Origin of the sequence: Luteimicrobium album, from assembly GCF_030161555.1 — a bacterium.
Lineage (GTDB): Bacteria > Actinomycetota > Actinomycetes > Actinomycetales > Cellulomonadaceae > Luteimicrobium > Luteimicrobium album.
Genome location: NZ_BSUK01000001.1, coordinates 1,331,965 through 1,347,806 on the forward strand (window position 1 = coordinate 1,331,965; position 15,842 = coordinate 1,347,806).

The following is a 15,842-nucleotide window of genomic DNA, read 5'->3' on the forward strand; positions in this document are numbered from 1 at the left end:
TTGTGGCAGACAGCAGGCGGCGCGGCCTCGGCCGGTACCTCGGACGTACGCCCGCGGCACGAGATGAGCAGCACGACGAGCGCGCCGGCCACCGCCGCACAGGTATGTCCGGCCGGGGCCTCGGGATGACAGGTGGCGCACAGACAGCGGTCCGGGCGCAGGCGCGGGGCCCCACCGTCCGGGTGGACGACGGGGCCCCGTGGGGTGGGTCCGCTACTTCTTCACGGTCTTGGACCCGGAGGTCTTGGTGATCGTCGTGTAGCCGGACTTCTTCTCGCTGACCGTGACGGTCACCTTCTTGCCCTTGGCCGACTTCGGCAGGGTGTACCTGGCCTTGGTGGCGCCCTTGACTGCCTTACCGTTCAGCTTCCACTGGTAGGACAGCTTCGCACCGGAGGTGTGCCGGGACACCGAGGCCTTGACCGTGTGTTTGGTGATCACGGTGCCCTTGATCGACGGGGTCGACAGGGTCAGGGTGCCCGCCTTGACGGTCTTGGCTGCCGATGTCTTGGTGACGGTGGCGTAGCCGGACTTCTTCTCGGTGACAGTGACCGCGAGGTGCTTGCCCTTGGCGAAGGCGGGCAGCGTGTAGAACGACTTGGTGGCGCCCTTGACCACCTTGCCGTTCAGCTTCCACTGGTAGGACAGGCTCGCCCCGGCCGTGTGCCTCGTGACCTTGGCGCTCACCTTGTGGCCGACAGCGACCGTACCGCTGATCGACGGCGTCGAGAGCGTGAGCACGCCCTGGACCGTCACCGACCTCGCAGCGCTGACGTTGCCGGCCTTGTCGGTGGCCCGGTAGCTGACGGCCTTCGGCGCACCAGGGATGGCGACCGCCGACGTGTACGTCTTCCAGGTCTTGCCCTTGTCGAGCGAGTACTGGACCGACTTCACGCCCGAGAGCGCATCCGTAGCCTTGAGCGTCAGCCCGCCCGACGCCGCCGACGTGACCGAAACCGTAGGCGCGGTGCTGTCGGTCTTGAGGGTCAGCGCCTTGAGGCCAGGCTTTGAGCCGTCCTTCGTGACCGCGACAAGCACCTGGTGCTCACCGTCTCCCGACACCGTCACCGGGATCCCCGTGTATACCTGGGACTCGCCGCCATCGACGGCGACCGTGACGATGTCGCCGTCCGACGCCGACACCGACACGCTCACGGGGCCGGTATACCAACCGCTGGCGGGAACCGCCGGCGTGGTCACGACGGTGAACGCCGGGGCGGGCCCCGTCTCGTTGGTCACATTGCCTTTGGACACGTCGACGTACTGCTCGAGATTGGTGAACTGCTCCGTGTAGGGAGAAACTCGAATGCCGGATACACCCTGCTCGTTGGCCAGTTCGGCAAACGGTGCACTCTGCATCGCGGCATTCAGCACCCGCATCGCGCTGCGCTGGAGATCTCCCAGCCGCATTGTGCGATTGGTCGGCTTGTAATCTCCCTTGACGGTGACCTTGTACGAGGTGACCGGCGACGAGCTGTCATCCGGCACCGCCCGAACGATGTCAGCCACCGAGATTGCCGCCTTGGCTGACGATGACAGCGCCGAGTTGGAGGAAGACAGGAACGAGCTGACGGCACGATAGGCACCATCGACGGTTCCATAAGCCGGCACTGACACCACCGTCTGACTGTTGAGATAGTCGACGGTCACCGCCTTCGAAAGCGACGCCTTGGACAGGTCGGTCTCCGAGTTCACCACGGTGCTGAAGCTCTCTGCACCGGAGGCGGACAGCGTGAGCGCGCCGACCTGCCACGTGTACGAGGTACTGCCAACCGCCGAGGTCGTCTTCGTATAGGCCGGAAGGCCGTCATGGTCAATGGTCGGAGCAACGGCGACGGTGGCATTGATCACCGAAGCCGGGTTATCACCCGGAGCTGCAAGATCGTTGCCTGAGTACATCGTGGTGGCTATACCGTGATTGCTGTTCCAGTCAGTCATGACCAGGCCCCGGAACCCCCACTCGCCTCGCAACACGTCGGTGTTGAGGTCGTAGTTGAGCGACGAGTAGGTCCCGTTCACCTTATTATAGGACGACATCACCGCCATCGGTTGAGAACTCTTCACCGCAATCTCGAAGCCCTTGAGATAAATGTCGCGCAGTGCGCGCTCACTGATCACAGCATTCATACTCTGACGTGACGCTTCCTGGTTGTTCGCAGCGAAATGCTTGATCGTCACCCCAACACCCGGGACGCTCTGGACGCCCAACGTTGTCGCCGCACCGATAAGACCAGAAACCAAGGGATCCTCGGAGTAGTACTCGAAGTTGCGGCCATTGAGAGGGTCACGATGGATGTTCATACCGGGCGCGAGCCACAATGTGGCGCCATACTCCCGCATCTCCGCCCCGATCGCGGCGCCCACCTCGCGCACGAGGTCCTGGTCCCAACTCTGGGCCAGCAACGTGCCAACTGGCCAGGCCGTTGCAAACTCGTAAGTAGCCGGCGAGCTCGCGATCTTCTGGGTGATGCCCAGGCCAGCAGGCCCGTTCGTCAGGCTCATTCCTGGGATACCGAGCGCCTCATACTTCGCGGTCGTGTACCCAGCCGACCCGGCCACGGACAGCGTCGTCCCTCGGATGCTCGAGCCCTCGACGATGTCCGCGAGCTGCGCGACGGTCATACCCGCCACGAACTGCTCCATCGTGGTCCGCCCGGTCGCTACGTCGTAAAGCGTGGCCTTGGGATCCGTTCTCACGGGGCTCAGGCTCTCTCCACTCCTCGCGACATAAGGAGCTCCCGTGTTCTCCCAGTTTTCCTCGGTGTTCGACACATAAGCTGTAGTCGACCCCATCAGAGACCCGTCGGTACCGTAATACATGGAAGAACTTGCGACTGGCACGTCCTGCTCCAGAGACGAAGCACTATTGATGGGACGGAAACCGTCCGTATCTATTTTAATCGTTGGAGCCGCGGCCAATTCGGCCGCTTCGCCCGGATAGCTGTAGAAGTTCGCCGGATCACTGACCCGGTCCGTCGAGGGGTCGGCACCATCGAGCTCGTTTGCGAGCTGCTCGACGGTGGTCGCCGATCCTACCCTCAGCTTCGCGACGACGTGCGTATTGCGAGATGAGTTTCCGATGCGAATCGCATAGTCTCCAGCGGCGAGCACGTTCGCCGCCTTAGCCGAGTCGTAGGACGCAAGCGACGAGGTGTCGAAACGGACGGTGAGCGTCTGCGCGCCGCCTGGAGCGAGCTCCGAGGTCTTGGCGTATCCGACAAGCTGCTGGTACGGCTCGTCGAGTCCATCCTGGGGTGCGGATGCATATACTTCTACAACTTCTTTGCCTGTATATTCAAGTCCGACGTTGGTGACCTTGGCCTTGACAGTGACGTGATCGACGTCGGCAGCTACCTTTTGCGGGTCGATATGGAAGTCCGTGTAGGACAAGCCGTACCCGAACGGGTAGTTGACGGCGTCACCAGGGTTTGCGGCGTCGATCGTGCGGTAGAACGAGTCGAAGTAGCGGTAACCGACGTAAATGCCCTCGGTGTATTTTTCGGTGGAACTGTTTCCGTCGTTGTTCCCGAAGGTTGTCGACGCCGGGTAGTACGAGTACTTGTCAGCCCACGTGTCCGTCAGCTTGCCAGAGGGGGTGACCTGGCCATTGAGGACCTTTACCAATGCATTGCCAGACTCTTGCCCGGCCTGGCTCATCAGCAGGAGTGAATCAATTGCCGTGCCACCGTCGGGATCCACCTCCGAACTGTTGAGTTCGTGGTAGAACGCCGTGTCGACCACGCCACCGACATTTAGGACGACAATGACGTGCTTGTACGTCCGGCCAATAAGTTCGATGTTCGCCCGTTCGACGTCGGCGAGCTCGTAGTCTCCCTTCCCGGAACTCCGATCAGACGCCTCTCCAGAGTTTCGCGCGAGGACGTAAATTGCCGTCTCTGTCGGCGAGGTCGGCGCTACCGTTGATGAGTCGAGCGCTTGCTCGACCGAGGAGTAGTCGATCTTTGGCGCCTTCAACGAGTCGTCACCTCCGTCTCCGTAGGCGTTGACGAACGCGTCGACCATGGTGTCGTAGTAGCTGTCCGATGTCGTTACCCGATAGCCGGCACCCTCAAGCCCCTGGCGCACGGAAACCGTGGAGCGGTTGTTGACGCGACCGGATCCTGTGCCCCCTTTGACGGTCTTGTACGCACCGACGCCGAATAGGGCGACGTTACCGCTTTTCTGCATAGGCAGAGCTGAGTCATGATTCTCGAGCAGCACCATGCCCTGGGTGGCAGCACGCTCGGACAGTGCCGCGTTGGTGAGTTCGAGCGCGCCCGGGCTCGGGTTGGTCGTCGCCGCCCCGGCAGCGAGCGACGCCGATACTACGAGCGCACCTGCGAGGGCGAGCGGTAGTGCGGCGCGGCGGATGTGGTGCACACGTGAAGCACGTTGCATGTCGTTGTCCTCTCTGACAACCGGTCCGAGATCTCTCGGGGGACCCTGACGGCGCCCGGCCTTGGGCTCCTCCAGGAGTGCGTCGTCCGCAACCGGCTTGCGGACCACCACAGACTAGGACCGCTTTTTTAGCACTGTCAATGCCTTAAACATGCGGCCGTCCGCGGTGTTTTCGAGTTGGCAGGAGCCATATTTTTAGCTGCTCGTTACGCAAATGCCATCGCCTGCAGTAGAGTCGGGCCATGGCAGCGACGCCGCAGCAGACGACGCACTCCTCGCCGCGCGAGCGCACGCGAGAGGACCTCTACTGGCTGATCCGGACGAGCGAGGAAGTCACCCGCTCGGCCCTCGTAGAGGTAACAGGGCTGTCTCGCTCGACGGTCAACCATGCCGTCAGCAGGCTTATTGCGGACGGGCTCATCCAGGAGACCGAGCCGAGCGCCAAGGGTCCCGGTTCCGGCAGCGGCCGGCCCGCGACCCGGCTCTCCGCCGTCGCCGCGGGCGCGCACGTCGCCGGCATCGACTTCGGCCACAACCACATCTACGTGGCCGTGGCCGACGGTCTCGGGCGCACCGTCGGCGAGGAGCGCATCGAGCTCGACGTCGACCTGCAGGCCTCCGAGGCCATGGACACCGCGGCCGACCTGCTCGCACGCCTCCGCCGCGCGCACGGGATTGACGGCCTCGGCAGCGTCGTGGCGGGCATCCCCGGGCCCCTCGACGCCGCGACCGGGCTCGTCCAGTCACCCACCATCCTGTCGAGCTGGGTGGGGCTCGCCCCGGCCGACGAGCTCGGAGCACGGCTCGGCACGCGTGTTCACGTCGAGAACGACGCCGTCCTCGGCGCGTACGGGGAGCTCACGCGCGGCGTCGGCCGGCACTACGCGAACTACCTCTACGTCAAGGCTTCGCACGGCATCGGGGCGAGCCTCGTGATCGGCGGGGCGCCCTACCGCGGCGCCACGGGGATCGCCGGCGAGATCGGGCACACCCACCTGCCCGGGCAGACCCAGATGTGCCGTTGCGGCAACCGCGGCTGCCTCGAGGCCGTCGTGTCGGTCGACTCGATCCGGGAGCAGATCGCTCACACGCACCCGGCGCTCGACCCGGCGACGCTCACACTCGCCACCGTGCACGACAGCATCACGGACCGCATCCTCAACGAGGCGGGCCGGACCCTCGGCGGAGTCCTCGCCGACCTGTGCAACCTCCTCAACCCCGGCGCCGTCGTCGTCGGCGGGGAGCTCGGCGACGCCGGGCGCGCACTGATCGAGGGCGTCCAGGCGTCCATCACCCGGCACGCCCAGCCCGCGACGGCCGCCGTCCTCGAAGTGGTCCCGGCGGAGCTGTCGACCAGCGCCGAGCTCGTGGGCGCGCTGCAGCTCGCAGCCAGCGCGGTCCCGCGATGACGGACGCGGTCCCGTGACAGGCGAACCCGCCCAGGACCTCGTCCGTTCCGTCGTCGACCTCGCCGAAATCCTCGACCAGGTCAACCACCACGTCCGCCGCGAGGCCGAGCGCCGCAGCGGCATCGAACCCGTGCCGCAGCTCGGCGTCGTCGTGCTGATGCACCTGATGCGCCACCCGCCGTCGACCCTCAAGGAGCTCGTCGCGGTGACCGACCACCCGTCGACCTCCGTGCGGCAGGTGCTCCACCAGCTCGAACGCAGCCACCTCGTCGCGGCCACGCACGAGCGGCCCGGCGAGACGAGGTACCGGCCGACCACGGTCGCCGACGAGATCCGCGATCGCGCCCGCGAACAGGGCGCCCGCCGCGTCCGGTACGCGCTGTCGACCCTCAGCGCCGCCGACCTCGGCCAGCTCGTCGCAGCGCGCAGGGCGCTGGGCGCGCTCTCGCGCGCGCTCGGCTTCCGTGAGGTCGTCGACACCTCGGGCCGCCACCCCGCATGAGCCACGCTGGACCCACGTGACCGTCAGCGTGAGGGCGCTCCCGCCCCGAGGTGCGCGGCCCGCCGGGGGTAGACGCGCAGGCCGTCGCGGGCGTAGATCGCCTCGCGCTGCCCAGGGGTCAGGTTGGCCGCCTCGACGTGCCGTCGGGTGTCGTCGAAGTGGTGCCCGGTGGTCGGGTCGATCCCCCGCACCGCGCCGACCATCTCGGACCCGAACAGCACGTTCTTCGTGTCGACCACGCCCAGCAGCAGGTCGATCCCCGGCTGGTGGTAGACGCAGGTGTCGAAGAAGACGTTCCCCAGGAGGTGCTCGTCGATCGGCGGGCGGCCCAGCAGGTCGGCCAGCCCGCGGTACCGTCCCCAGTGGTACGGCACGGCCCCGCCCCAGCCCGACGGCGCCCAGCACCTCGAGCGCACCGAGCGTCTTCACGAAGGACTCGTCGAAGTCGTTCACCCAGCCCCCGCCCGGTGCGGCCGCGAGCTTCTCGCGGGGGACGACCAGCTTGTTCGTCCCCGCGACCAGGAACACTGCCGCCAGCACCCCGGACACGACCCACACCGCGACGTCCATGACAGCTCCTCCCGCCGGTTACCTCGGCCCTCCCGGGCCCGTCATCCCCCACGACGGCACCGGGTGAGGGAAGGTAACGGACGTGGACCAGCACCAGTCGGACGGCGGGACGCTCGCGGAGGCGTTCGAGCAGGAACGGGGACGGCTCGTCGCGGTCGCCCACCGCATGCTCGGCTCGCGCGCCGACGCGGAGGACGCCGTCCAGGAGGCGTGGCTCCGCCTGGCCCGCCAGGACGCCGACGCGATCGACAACCTGGCGGGCTGGCTCACGACCGTCGTCGGGCGGATCTGCATCGACACGCTGCGCACCCGCCGGACGCACCCCGAGAGCGGCGCCGAGGACCTCCCCGAGCTCGTCGTGACCGAGGACGACGACGACCCCGCCGAGGACGCGGCGCTCGCGGACTCCGTGGGGCTCGCGTTGCTCGTCGTGCTGGACACGCTGCGCCCCGACGAACGGCTGGCGTTCGTCCTGCACGACATGTTCGCGGTGCCGTTCGAGGAGATCGGGCGGGTCCTCGACAAGTCCACCGACGCCACGAAGATGCTCGCGAGCCGGGCGCGGCGCAAGGTCCAGGGCACGCCGCAGCCCTCCGACCGCCGTCGGCAGCGCGCGGTCGTCGACGCGTTCCTCGCGGCGTCGCGCGCGGGCGACTTCGAGGCGCTGCTGCGCGTGCTCGACCCGGACGTGGTCTGGACGACGCACACGGCGCACGGGACCACGGTCCGCCTGGGCGCGACGGAGCTCGCGCGTCAGGCGGTGCGCGGCAAGGACGCACGCCTGACCGGCCGGCGCGTGCTCGTCAACGGCGAGCCCGGGATCATGACGTGGGGTCCGACGGGCACGCCGCTCGGGCTCATGGCGTGCACGGTCGTCGAGGACCGGATCGTCGAGGTCACGTCCGTCGTCGACCCCCGGGTCCTCGCGACCGTCGACCTGCCCCCGCAGGTGGCGTGACCGGCGGACCGCGGCGGGGACCCCGCGGGCGCGCGGGGTCAGCGCGTCCTGGGCAGGACGTCCGCGAGCGCCGTCGTGACGAGGCGGCGGACGTCGTCGCGGTCGTGGGCGTCGCTGGACGGTGCGCCGGCGAGGAGCAGGTGCCCGCCGCCGACGAGCGTGAGGGTCAGCGAGTCGACGTCGGCGTCCCGAGAGATCCGTCCGACGTCGCGCTCGGCGCGCAGGTAGGCGCCGACGGCCGTGGTCACGGGTGCGAGGACCGCGACTCCCCCGCCGGGGACGGCGGCGCGGAGCCGGGCGCGAAGCTCGTCGCGGAAGGTGACGAGCGGGATGATCGCGAGCGGGACCGGACCGAAGAGCACCAGGAGCGCGCGGGCGAGGTTGTCGACCACGTCGCCCCTCCCGGCCGCCGCGCGCAGGACCTCGGCCTCGTGCGCCAGCCGGGCCTCCTGGTCGAGGACGAGCGCGACGAGGAAGCCGTCGAAGTCGTCGAAGTGGCGGTGCAGGACGCCCTTGGCACAGCCGGCCTCGTCGGTCACGGCGCGGCTCGTCAGGGCGGACGGGCCGTCACGGAGCAGGACGCGCTCGGCGGCGTCGAAGAGCTGCTGGCGGGGGTCGTGCAGGCGCACGCCGGTGGGCATCGGCCCTCCTCCCGTCGTCGTGACCTGGTCGCAGTCTGTCATCTCCCGGCGTCGCCGTTGCCCGAATGGGCAAGTGCCCACTAGCGTGGCGGGCATGCCGACGACGCCCACCCAGCCCGCTCCTCCCCGCCCCCGATCCACGGCGCTCGCGCCATGGCGGAGTCCTTCGGCGCCGACGCGGAGCGCTACGACCGGGCGCGCCCGCCCTACCCCGAGGCGCTGATCGCGGCCGTCGTGGGCACGCGCCCGGACGGTCCCGCGCGCGACGCGCTCGACGTCGGCTGCGGCACCGGGATCGCCGCCCGCCAGCTCCAGGCGACCGGCTTCGCCGTGCTCGGCGTCGAGCCCGACACCCGCATGGCCGCGTTCGCCCGCGAGCACGGGCTGCCGGTCGAGGTCGCGACCTTCGAGACCTGGGACCCGGCGGCGCGCACGTTCGACGTCGTCGCCGCCGCCCAGTCGTGGCACTGGGTCGACCCGGCGGTGGGCGCCGCCAAGGCCGCGGGCGTCCTGCGCCCCGGGGGCCGGCTGGCGGTGTTCGGCCACGTCTTCGAACCGCCCGACGACGTCGCGCAGGCGTTCGCCGACGTGTTCCGGCGCGTGGTGCCCGAGTCGCCGTTCGTGGGCGGGTCGGGCCGCCGGCCGGTCGAGGCGTACCAGGCGGGCTACGCCGCGGTCGCGGACACAGTCCGGGCGACCGGGCTCTTCGAGGCCCCCGAGCACTGGCGGTTCGACGTCGAGCGCACCTGGACGCGCGACGCCTGGCTCGAGCTGCTGCCCACCACGGGCGGCCTGACCCGGCTGGACGCGGACCGGCTCGCCGAGGTGCTGGCCGCCGTCGGCGACGCGATCGACGTCCGCGGCGGCAGCTTCACGATCCCGTTCACCACGCTGGCCTTGACCGCGATGCGGCGCCAGGACGTGTGAGCGATCAGCGGCGCCGTCGGGCGGCGAGCGCCATCTCCGCGGTGGCGAGCGCGCCCGCGACCAGGACGACGAGCGCGGCGACCCGCAAGGCCGAGCCGGCGCCGGACGCGTAGGCCGCGAGGGCGGCGTCATGCTGCATCGGCCCGTCGGCGAGCGCCTCGGCGACCGTGCGCGGCACGTTCCCGCCGCCGGGAGCAGCCCCCGCGACAGGTGGTGGACGAACCCGGACGTCACGAGCGTCCCGACCACGGCGACGCCGAGCGCGCTGCCGAGCTCCCGCGTCGTCGCCTGGAGACCGCCGGCGACGCCCGCCCGCTCGCGCGGGAGCGAGTCCGCGATCGCCGCGGTCAGCGTCGGCAGCGCGAGCGCGGCGCCCGCCCCGACCACGACGAGCCAGCACGCGTAGGCCGGGTACCCGGCGTCGACGGTCGCGGCCAGCCCGGCGGTTCCTGTGCCGACGACGACGAACGCCGCCGCCAGCAGGACCCTCTCCCCGAACCGGCCGACCAGGCCGGGGACGAACCGGGTGAGGACGAGAAGCGGGACGCTGAGGGTGCGACCCCGAGCCCGGCCGCGAGCACCGTGAACCCGTGCACGTACTGCAGCAGCGAGGCGTTCACGAAGAACAGACCGAACATCCCGAAGAAGACGATGAGCATGCCGAGGCATGCCGCACGCAGGCGCGGCAGCGCGAACAACCTCGGGTCGAGCAGCGGTTCGGCCACCCGCAGCTCGACGATCGCCCAGGCCACGAAGAGCACGGCCGATGCGCCGAAGGCACCGACCACCACGGCGCTCCCCCAACCCACCTCCGGTCCCTGGATGATCGCGACGAACAGCGCGAGCGACGCGACGGTCAGGAGGACCGTGCCGGCCGGGTCCAGCCCGCGCGCACGACGTGGGCTGCGCGGCGCGACCCGCGCAGCCCATGCCGCGCAGGCGATCGAAGCCGGTGCGACGACGGCGAACAGCCAGCGCCACGACCCCGCGCCGAGCACCGCGCCGCCGACGACGTTCCCCACCAGCCCACCGAGGCCCGACATCGCCGCCCAGGTCGCCAGGACGCGTGGCCGTCGGGCGGGGGACGTCGCGTGCACGAGCACGGCCAGCCCGTTCGGCAGCACGCACGCCGCGCCGACACCCGTGAGCGCGCGTCCGGCCAGGACGAGGCCGACGTCTCCTGCGAGCGCCGAGAGCAGCGACCCGGCGGCGAACACGCCGAGCCCAGCGAGCAGGACGCCCTTGCGGCCGACGCGGTCGCCGAGCGCTCCGGCCGGGACCACCAGGCACGCGAACAGCACGACGTAGGCGTCGACGATCCACAGCAGCTCCGACGACGTCGGCTGGAGCGGGCTCGCCGCGAGCGCGGGGACCGCGAGATTCACGGAGGCGACGAACCCGACGACGAGGATCGTGCACGCACACACGCAGGCGAGCACCGCGCGCTCGCGGGTCGGACGGCGCCCGCTCGGCGGGATCGCGGCGACCGACGCCTGCGGCACCGGAGACGTGGTCGTGCCCTGCACGGGGCGGCGAAAGGGGAATGGGCGGGTACGGGGCGCTCGTAAGTCTTGCACGAGAACCTCCTGGATCGAGGGCGGCGGCGTCAGCCGACGTAGGCGCCGGCAGCCGACGTAGGCGACGAGTGTCGGCCCGGTGGGCTCCCAGCCGACGGCGGCGCGGGTGAGGACGCTCGACGCGGCCATCGTCATGGCGAAGAAGGCGCCGACGAACCCGAAGTGCTCGTCCGCGTCCTCGGGGGCGACCGAGGTGACCGGCAGCCCGAGGGCTCGTCCGAGGGATTCGGCGATCGCGCGCGTGCTGACCGCTTCCTCGGCGACTGCGTGGAGGCGGGTGCCGGCCTCGGCGCGCTCGAGCCCGAGGCGGATCAGCCTCGCCGCATCGGAGCGGTGGACCGCCGACCACTGCGCCGACCCGTCGCCGACGTAGGCGGAGACGCCGCGCTCGCGCGCCGCAGCGGCCAGGAAGCTCACGAAGCCCCAGTCGCCCGCACCGTGGACGCTCGGCGCGAACCGGGTGATGACGCTCCGGACACCTCGGTCGACGTAGCCCAGCGCGAGGTTCTCGCTGCCCCCGCGGACGTCACGCCGGCCCGAATGCGGGCGAGGCGTCGGTCTCGAGAACCGGGCGGCCGGCCACGAGGCCGGACAGTCCGTTCGCGACGGTGAGCGGGCGTCCGGTACCGACGAGCGCGTCGGCGAGCGTCTCGACGGCGGCCGCTCGGCCCGGTCGCTCTCGGCGGGGTTCGCCCAGTCGTGCTTGTTGGCCAGGTGGACGACGCCGTCGGCGGCGCTCGCCCCCGACGCAGCACGTCGAGGTCGTCGAGCCCGCCGCGCAGGGCGGTGGCACCCTTCCGCTCGACCGCCGCGGCGGACGACTCCGACCGGGCGAGCACGACGACGTCGTGTCCTGCCTTCCGCAGCTCTTCGACGACGGCCGATCCGATCCAGCCACTGGCTCCGGTGACGAACACACGCATGACGGCTTCCTCCTCGCCCCGCGGGGCTCCGAACGGCGCGGAAGCCGGGCGGCGCCGCGCGAACCTGGCCCTCAGCAGTTACGAGGCACCGTGTCCAGAAACGAGAATACAGGAAACGAGACACGGTGTCCAGGTAGGCTGCTGGGGTGAACGACGAGCACACGCGGACAGGGCCGGGCGGACGCCCCCGCAGTGAAGAAGCCCGCACCGCCGTCCTGCATGCCGTCGACGACCTCCTGCTCGAGGTCGGCTACGCGGCCATGACCATGAAGGACATCGCCGCGCGCGCCGGCGTCTCCCGCCAGACCGTCTACCGGTGGTGGTCGACGAAGGCCGAGATCCTGCTCGAGGCCACGGTCGACGACGCCCGGGGCGAGCTCACCGTCTCACCGCACGACGACCCGATCGACGACGTCGCCTCCTACCTCGAGGCACTCATACGGTTCCTGACCCGGTCCGGGACCGGCGCGGGCTACCGGGCGCTCGTCGGCGAGGCCCAGCACGACACCGCTGTCGCAGAGCTGCTGCGCGAGCACGACATCCTCGGCGACAGCGCACGCGTCGTCATCGAACGCTCGCTCGGCGCCCGGCTCGGCGGCACCACACCCGACGAGGCCGCCGCCAGTCTGGTCGGTCCCATCTTCTACGGCGTCCTCAGCGGTCGGCACGACACGACGGACGGCACCCGCGCCCGCGCCGAGGCGTTCGTCCGCGGGCTCGAATCACACCAGGAGAGCGCATGAGAAGGACCGGGCGCGCCCGGACTCGGCCGACGACGAGGCCGTCGAGGCCGTCGCGGATCGGCTGCGCGAACGCGTCTACGTGACCTTCGTGAGCCTCGCCGTCGTGCTCACGCTCAACACGCACGCGACCCACCTCTCCGCGCGGACGGCGGCCGCGACCCTCGTCGTGACGGCGCTCGGAACGGTCGCAGCGGCCTTCGCCGCCGACCTCGTGTCTCACCTCGCCGTGCACGGCGTGCTGCCCGGCAGCACCGAGCTCCGACAGATGCTCCGTGTGAGCTTCGGCGCCCTCGGCTCCGTCGTCGCACCGCTCCTGCTGATCGGTCTGGCCGGAGCCGGCGCCTGGAGCGTCACCGGCGCGCTGACCGCCGCGAGCGCCGTCCTCACGGTGACGCTCGGTGTCGTCGGTTGGATGGGGGTCCGACGCACCGACCTCACCGCCCTGCAGAAGCTCGCGGCACTCGGCGTCCTGGCGCTGCTGGGGATCGTCGTGATCGCACTCAAGCTCCTCGCGCACTGACCCAAGCCCCCGCGACCCCGCAGCGCCTCCCTGAGCGCTCGCCGTCCGATCAGCCCGGGTACAGGCCGGTCCTCGCGGCCTCCACGGCCCGGGAACGACGGTGCGGGTCGCGCAGCACGATCCACGACATGTGCGCCGCACACACCAACGCGGCAACAAGGATGACGGCAAGCTGCACGTTCTCGTCGTCCGTCACCGGGACGACATACGCGATGATCACCGCCACCGCAAGGATCACACCGTTGATGAACGCGGTCCGGACCAGGAGCCGCGTGAACCGCCGCGCCGCGACGGCCGGGTCGTCGGGCTGCGGTACGGGGTCCTTCTCGTGCGGGATCCGCACCTCGCCGTCAGGGTAGAAGGTCACGGCAGTACCCGGATAGGGGTCCCCCCTCCTCACGACCCCCGCGGCGCGTACATGATCACGGCGGCACCGACGAGGCAGATCAGCGCCCCGACGACGTCCCACCGGTCCGGCCGGTACCGGTCCACGACCACCGCCCACGCGAGCGAGCCCGCGACGAAGACGCCGCCGTACGCGGCGAGGATCCGACCGAAGCTCGCGTCCGGCTGGAGCGTCGCGACGCAGCCGTAGAGCCCGAGCGCGATCACGCCCGCGCCGCCCCACGCCCAGCCCTTGTGCTCGCGCAGGCCCTGCCAGACGAGCCACGCACCGCCGATCTCGAACAGCGCAGCGACGACGAACAGGACGATGGACCGCGCGACCGTCATCGTCACTCCTCCCCGGCCGCGACGAGGTGCATCACGCCCCGAGAGGCGCCGCAGCGGCTTCGAGCGTAGCCGGTTGCGAGTCGACGGCCCGCGGTCGGATCTCATCCGATAGCGTGCTCGGATGCGCGGATCGGGTTCGACGCACGACGCTGCCGTCTACGACTGGTTCCACCTGAGGTCCGGCGGGGTGAGCCTTCTCCTGATGTGCGGCCCCAGCCTGCTTCCATCGGTCGTCCACTGGGGGACGATCTGGGTTCTCTCGAAGGCGTCGACCCGTCGGCGCTCGAGGCGCTGCTCATGGACGGACCCGAGAACGGTGGGATCGACGAACCCGCGCGCGTCAGCGTCGTCCCCGAGTCGTGGACGGGCTGGACCGGGGAGCCCGGCCTCGAGGGTCACCGCGACGGCGCCGACTGGTCACCGCGCTGGAGCGTCACCGGGATCACACTGGGGTCTGCCTCCGTCGAGCGAGCTTCTTCCCCGCGCCTCCACGAGCACGGCGCAGGGACGTTCGAAGCGCGGGCGCACGACCAGGTGGCAGGCCTCGAGCTCACCGTCACGACCGAGCTGATGCCCGACGGAGTCGTCCGGCTCCGCGCAACCGTCACGAACCGATCGGACTCCCCTACACGCTCGACGCGCTGCGTCTCGCGCTTCCCGTCCCGCGCCGCGCCCATGAGATCCTCGACCTCGCGGGGCGCTGGGCGCACGAACGGGCCCCGCAACGACATGCCTACACCGTGGGCCTCCACGAACGGACTGCGCGTCTGGGTCGTCCCGGCCACGAGAGCGCCACCATGCTGAGCGCCGGCGTTCCGGGCTTCGGATTCGCGGGTGGCGAGGTCTGGGGCGTCCACGTCGCCTTCAGCGGCAATTCCCGGCACTACGCCGAGCGGCTGCCGAACGGGACGAGGGTGGTCGGCGGCGGCGAGCTGTTGCTCCCCGGCGAGGTACGGCTCGGCGAGGACGAGGCCTACTCGAGCCCATGGCTCTACGCGGTCTACGGCGACGGCCTGGACGACCAGGCGCGGCGTGTGCACCGGATGCTGCGGGCACGCCCGGGGCATCCGAAGCGCCCCAGGCCGGTGACGTTCAACGTCTGGGAGGCCGTCTTCTTCCGCCAGGACATGCCGACGCTGCTGCGGCTCGCGCAGCAGGCCGGCGCGGCAGGGGTCGAGCGGTACGTCCTGGACGACGGCTGGTTCCTCGGCCGCACGGACGACTCGCGCGGGCTCGGCGACTGGGTCGTGGACCCGGCACGGTTCCCGGACGGTCTCGGCCCCCTGATCGACGCGGTGCAGTCGCACGGCATGGAGTTCGGTCTGTGGGTCGAGCCCGAGATGGTGAACGAGGACAGCGACGTCGCGCGCACCCAACCGGACTGGATCATGCGGACCGGCGGGCGCCTGCCCGTGCGCTCGCGCCATCAGCAGGTCCTGGACCTGACCAACCCGGCAGCCTGGGACTACGTGCGCGGTCGGCTCGTGGCGCTCCTCGAGACCTACGACATCGCCTACCTGAAGTGGGACCACAACAGGGGCCTCGTGGACGCCGGCCGTTCGCCCGACGGCCACGGCGGCGTGCACGAGCAGACGCTGGCGACCTACCGGCTAATGGACGAGCTGCGCCGACGCTTCCCGGGGCTGGAGATCGAGTCGTGCGCGTCGGGCGGAGGCCGCGTCGATCTCGGAATCCTCGAACGCACCGACAGGGTCTGGGCCAGCGACTGCCTGGACCCGTACGAGCGTCAGCAGATCAACGCCTGGACCCTTCAGCTGGTGCCGCCGGAACTCGTCGGCGCCCACATCGGCGCATCGCCCGACAAGACGACGGGACGGCAGACGGGACTCGCCTTCCGTGCCGGGACTGCCCTGCTGCATCACCTCGGCGTGGAGTGGGACCTCACCCGGGTGGACGAGAGCTCGCTCGCCGAGCTCCGCGA

General features: G+C 70.3%; 14 protein-coding genes and 2 pseudogenes. 7 read left to right on the top strand and 9 right to left on the bottom strand.

Annotated features, from left to right (window positions below):
- Positions 1 to 213: 213 nt before the first annotated feature.
- A complete protein-coding gene (locus QQK45_RS06805; protein ID WP_284292615.1) occupies positions 214 to 4,380 on the bottom strand; it encodes a glycoside hydrolase family 3 C-terminal domain-containing protein in 4,167 nt (1,388 codons plus the stop codon).
- Positions 4,381 to 4,640: 260 nt separating this feature from the next.
- Here QQK45_RS06805 and QQK45_RS06810 point away from each other — a divergent pair, with 260 nt between their 5' ends.
- Positions 4,641 to 5,807 (top strand): ROK family transcriptional regulator, encoded by a 1,167-nt coding sequence (locus tag QQK45_RS06810; RefSeq protein WP_284292616.1) that lies wholly within the window; start codon positions 4,641 to 4,643, stop codon positions 5,805 to 5,807.
- 13 nt (positions 5,808 to 5,820) lie between these two features.
- Positions 5,821 to 6,309 carry a hypothetical protein gene (locus QQK45_RS06815; RefSeq protein WP_284292618.1) on the top strand — a complete coding sequence of 163 codons (489 nt, stop codon included), beginning with the start codon at positions 5,821 to 5,823 and terminating at the stop codon, positions 6,307 to 6,309.
- A 23-nt stretch (positions 6,310 to 6,332) separates the two neighbouring features.
- On the opposite strand, the gene QQK45_RS06820 is transcribed toward QQK45_RS06815, so the two are convergent.
- Together QQK45_RS06820 and QQK45_RS06825 are read right to left on the bottom strand one after the other, a co-directional pair.
- Entirely contained in the window at positions 6,333 to 6,683 is a 351-nt protein-coding gene (locus tag QQK45_RS06820) for an amidohydrolase family protein (RefSeq protein ID WP_284292619.1), read from the bottom strand.
- Between the two features lie 34 nt (positions 6,684 to 6,717).
- A pseudogene (locus QQK45_RS06825) lies at positions 6,718 to 6,879 on the bottom strand (DoxX family protein); the annotation flags it as partial.
- 82 nt (positions 6,880 to 6,961) lie between these two features.
- On the opposite strand from QQK45_RS06825, the gene QQK45_RS06830 reads away from it, so the two are divergent.
- Positions 6,962 to 7,837, top strand: a complete 876-nt coding sequence (locus QQK45_RS06830; RefSeq protein WP_284292620.1) for a sigma-70 family RNA polymerase sigma factor — start codon at positions 6,962 to 6,964, stop codon at positions 7,835 to 7,837.
- Positions 7,838 to 7,875: 38 nt separating this feature from the next.
- Here QQK45_RS06830 and QQK45_RS06835 read toward each other — a convergent pair whose 3' ends face one another.
- On the bottom strand, positions 7,876 to 8,478 hold the full coding sequence (locus QQK45_RS06835) for a TetR/AcrR family transcriptional regulator (RefSeq protein WP_284292621.1): 603 nt from the start codon (positions 8,476 to 8,478) through the stop codon (positions 7,876 to 7,878).
- A gap of 153 nt (positions 8,479 to 8,631) precedes the next feature.
- Between QQK45_RS06835 and QQK45_RS06840 the strand changes: the two genes are divergently transcribed.
- A complete protein-coding gene (locus QQK45_RS06840; protein ID WP_284292622.1) occupies positions 8,632 to 9,405 on the top strand; it encodes a methyltransferase domain-containing protein in 774 nt (257 codons plus the stop codon).
- Positions 9,406 to 9,409: 4 nt separating this feature from the next.
- Here QQK45_RS06840 and QQK45_RS06845 read toward each other — a convergent pair whose 3' ends face one another.
- The 3 genes from QQK45_RS06845 to QQK45_RS06855 form a co-directional block, all read right to left on the bottom strand.
- Complete coding sequence (locus tag QQK45_RS06845) at positions 9,410 to 9,583, bottom strand: hypothetical protein (protein ID WP_284292623.1); 174 nt, start codon at positions 9,581 to 9,583, stop codon at positions 9,410 to 9,412.
- 169 nt (positions 9,584 to 9,752) lie between these two features.
- Positions 9,753 to 11,399, bottom strand: a complete 1,647-nt coding sequence (locus QQK45_RS06850) for an MFS transporter (RefSeq protein WP_284292624.1) — start codon at positions 11,397 to 11,399, stop codon at positions 9,753 to 9,755.
- Complete coding sequence (locus tag QQK45_RS06855) at positions 11,396 to 11,905, bottom strand: NAD-dependent epimerase/dehydratase family protein (RefSeq protein WP_284292625.1); 510 nt, start codon at positions 11,903 to 11,905, stop codon at positions 11,396 to 11,398. The genes QQK45_RS06850 and QQK45_RS06855 overlap by 4 nt, the downstream gene beginning before the upstream one ends.
- Before the next feature lie 146 nt (positions 11,906 to 12,051).
- On the opposite strand from QQK45_RS06855, the gene QQK45_RS06860 reads away from it, so the two are divergent.
- Both QQK45_RS06860 and QQK45_RS06865 read left to right on the top strand, forming a co-directional pair.
- Positions 12,052 to 12,648: a TetR/AcrR family transcriptional regulator gene (locus QQK45_RS06860; RefSeq protein ID WP_284292626.1), complete on the top strand. Its 597-nt coding sequence runs from the start codon at positions 12,052 to 12,054 to the stop codon at positions 12,646 to 12,648.
- A gap of 79 nt (positions 12,649 to 12,727) precedes the next feature.
- Positions 12,728 to 13,168: a hypothetical protein gene (locus QQK45_RS06865; RefSeq protein WP_284292627.1), complete on the top strand. Its 441-nt coding sequence runs from the start codon at positions 12,728 to 12,730 to the stop codon at positions 13,166 to 13,168.
- A 49-nt stretch (positions 13,169 to 13,217) separates the two neighbouring features.
- Here the strand turns inward: QQK45_RS06865 and QQK45_RS06870 are convergent, their stop codons facing one another.
- Positions 13,218 to 13,535, bottom strand: coding sequence for a hypothetical protein (locus tag QQK45_RS06870; RefSeq protein WP_284292628.1), 318 nt, complete (start codon positions 13,533 to 13,535; stop codon positions 13,218 to 13,220).
- Positions 13,536 to 13,564: 29 nt separating this feature from the next.
- A complete protein-coding gene (locus tag QQK45_RS06875) occupies positions 13,565 to 13,900 on the bottom strand; it encodes a YnfA family protein (protein WP_284292629.1) in 336 nt (111 codons plus the stop codon).
- A 297-nt stretch (positions 13,901 to 14,197) separates the two neighbouring features.
- On the opposite strand from QQK45_RS06875, the pseudogene QQK45_RS06880 reads away from it, so the two are divergent.
- Positions 14,198 to 15,825, top strand: a pseudogene (locus tag QQK45_RS06880) (alpha-galactosidase); the annotation flags it as partial.
- Positions 15,826 to 15,842: the final 17 nt, after the last annotated feature.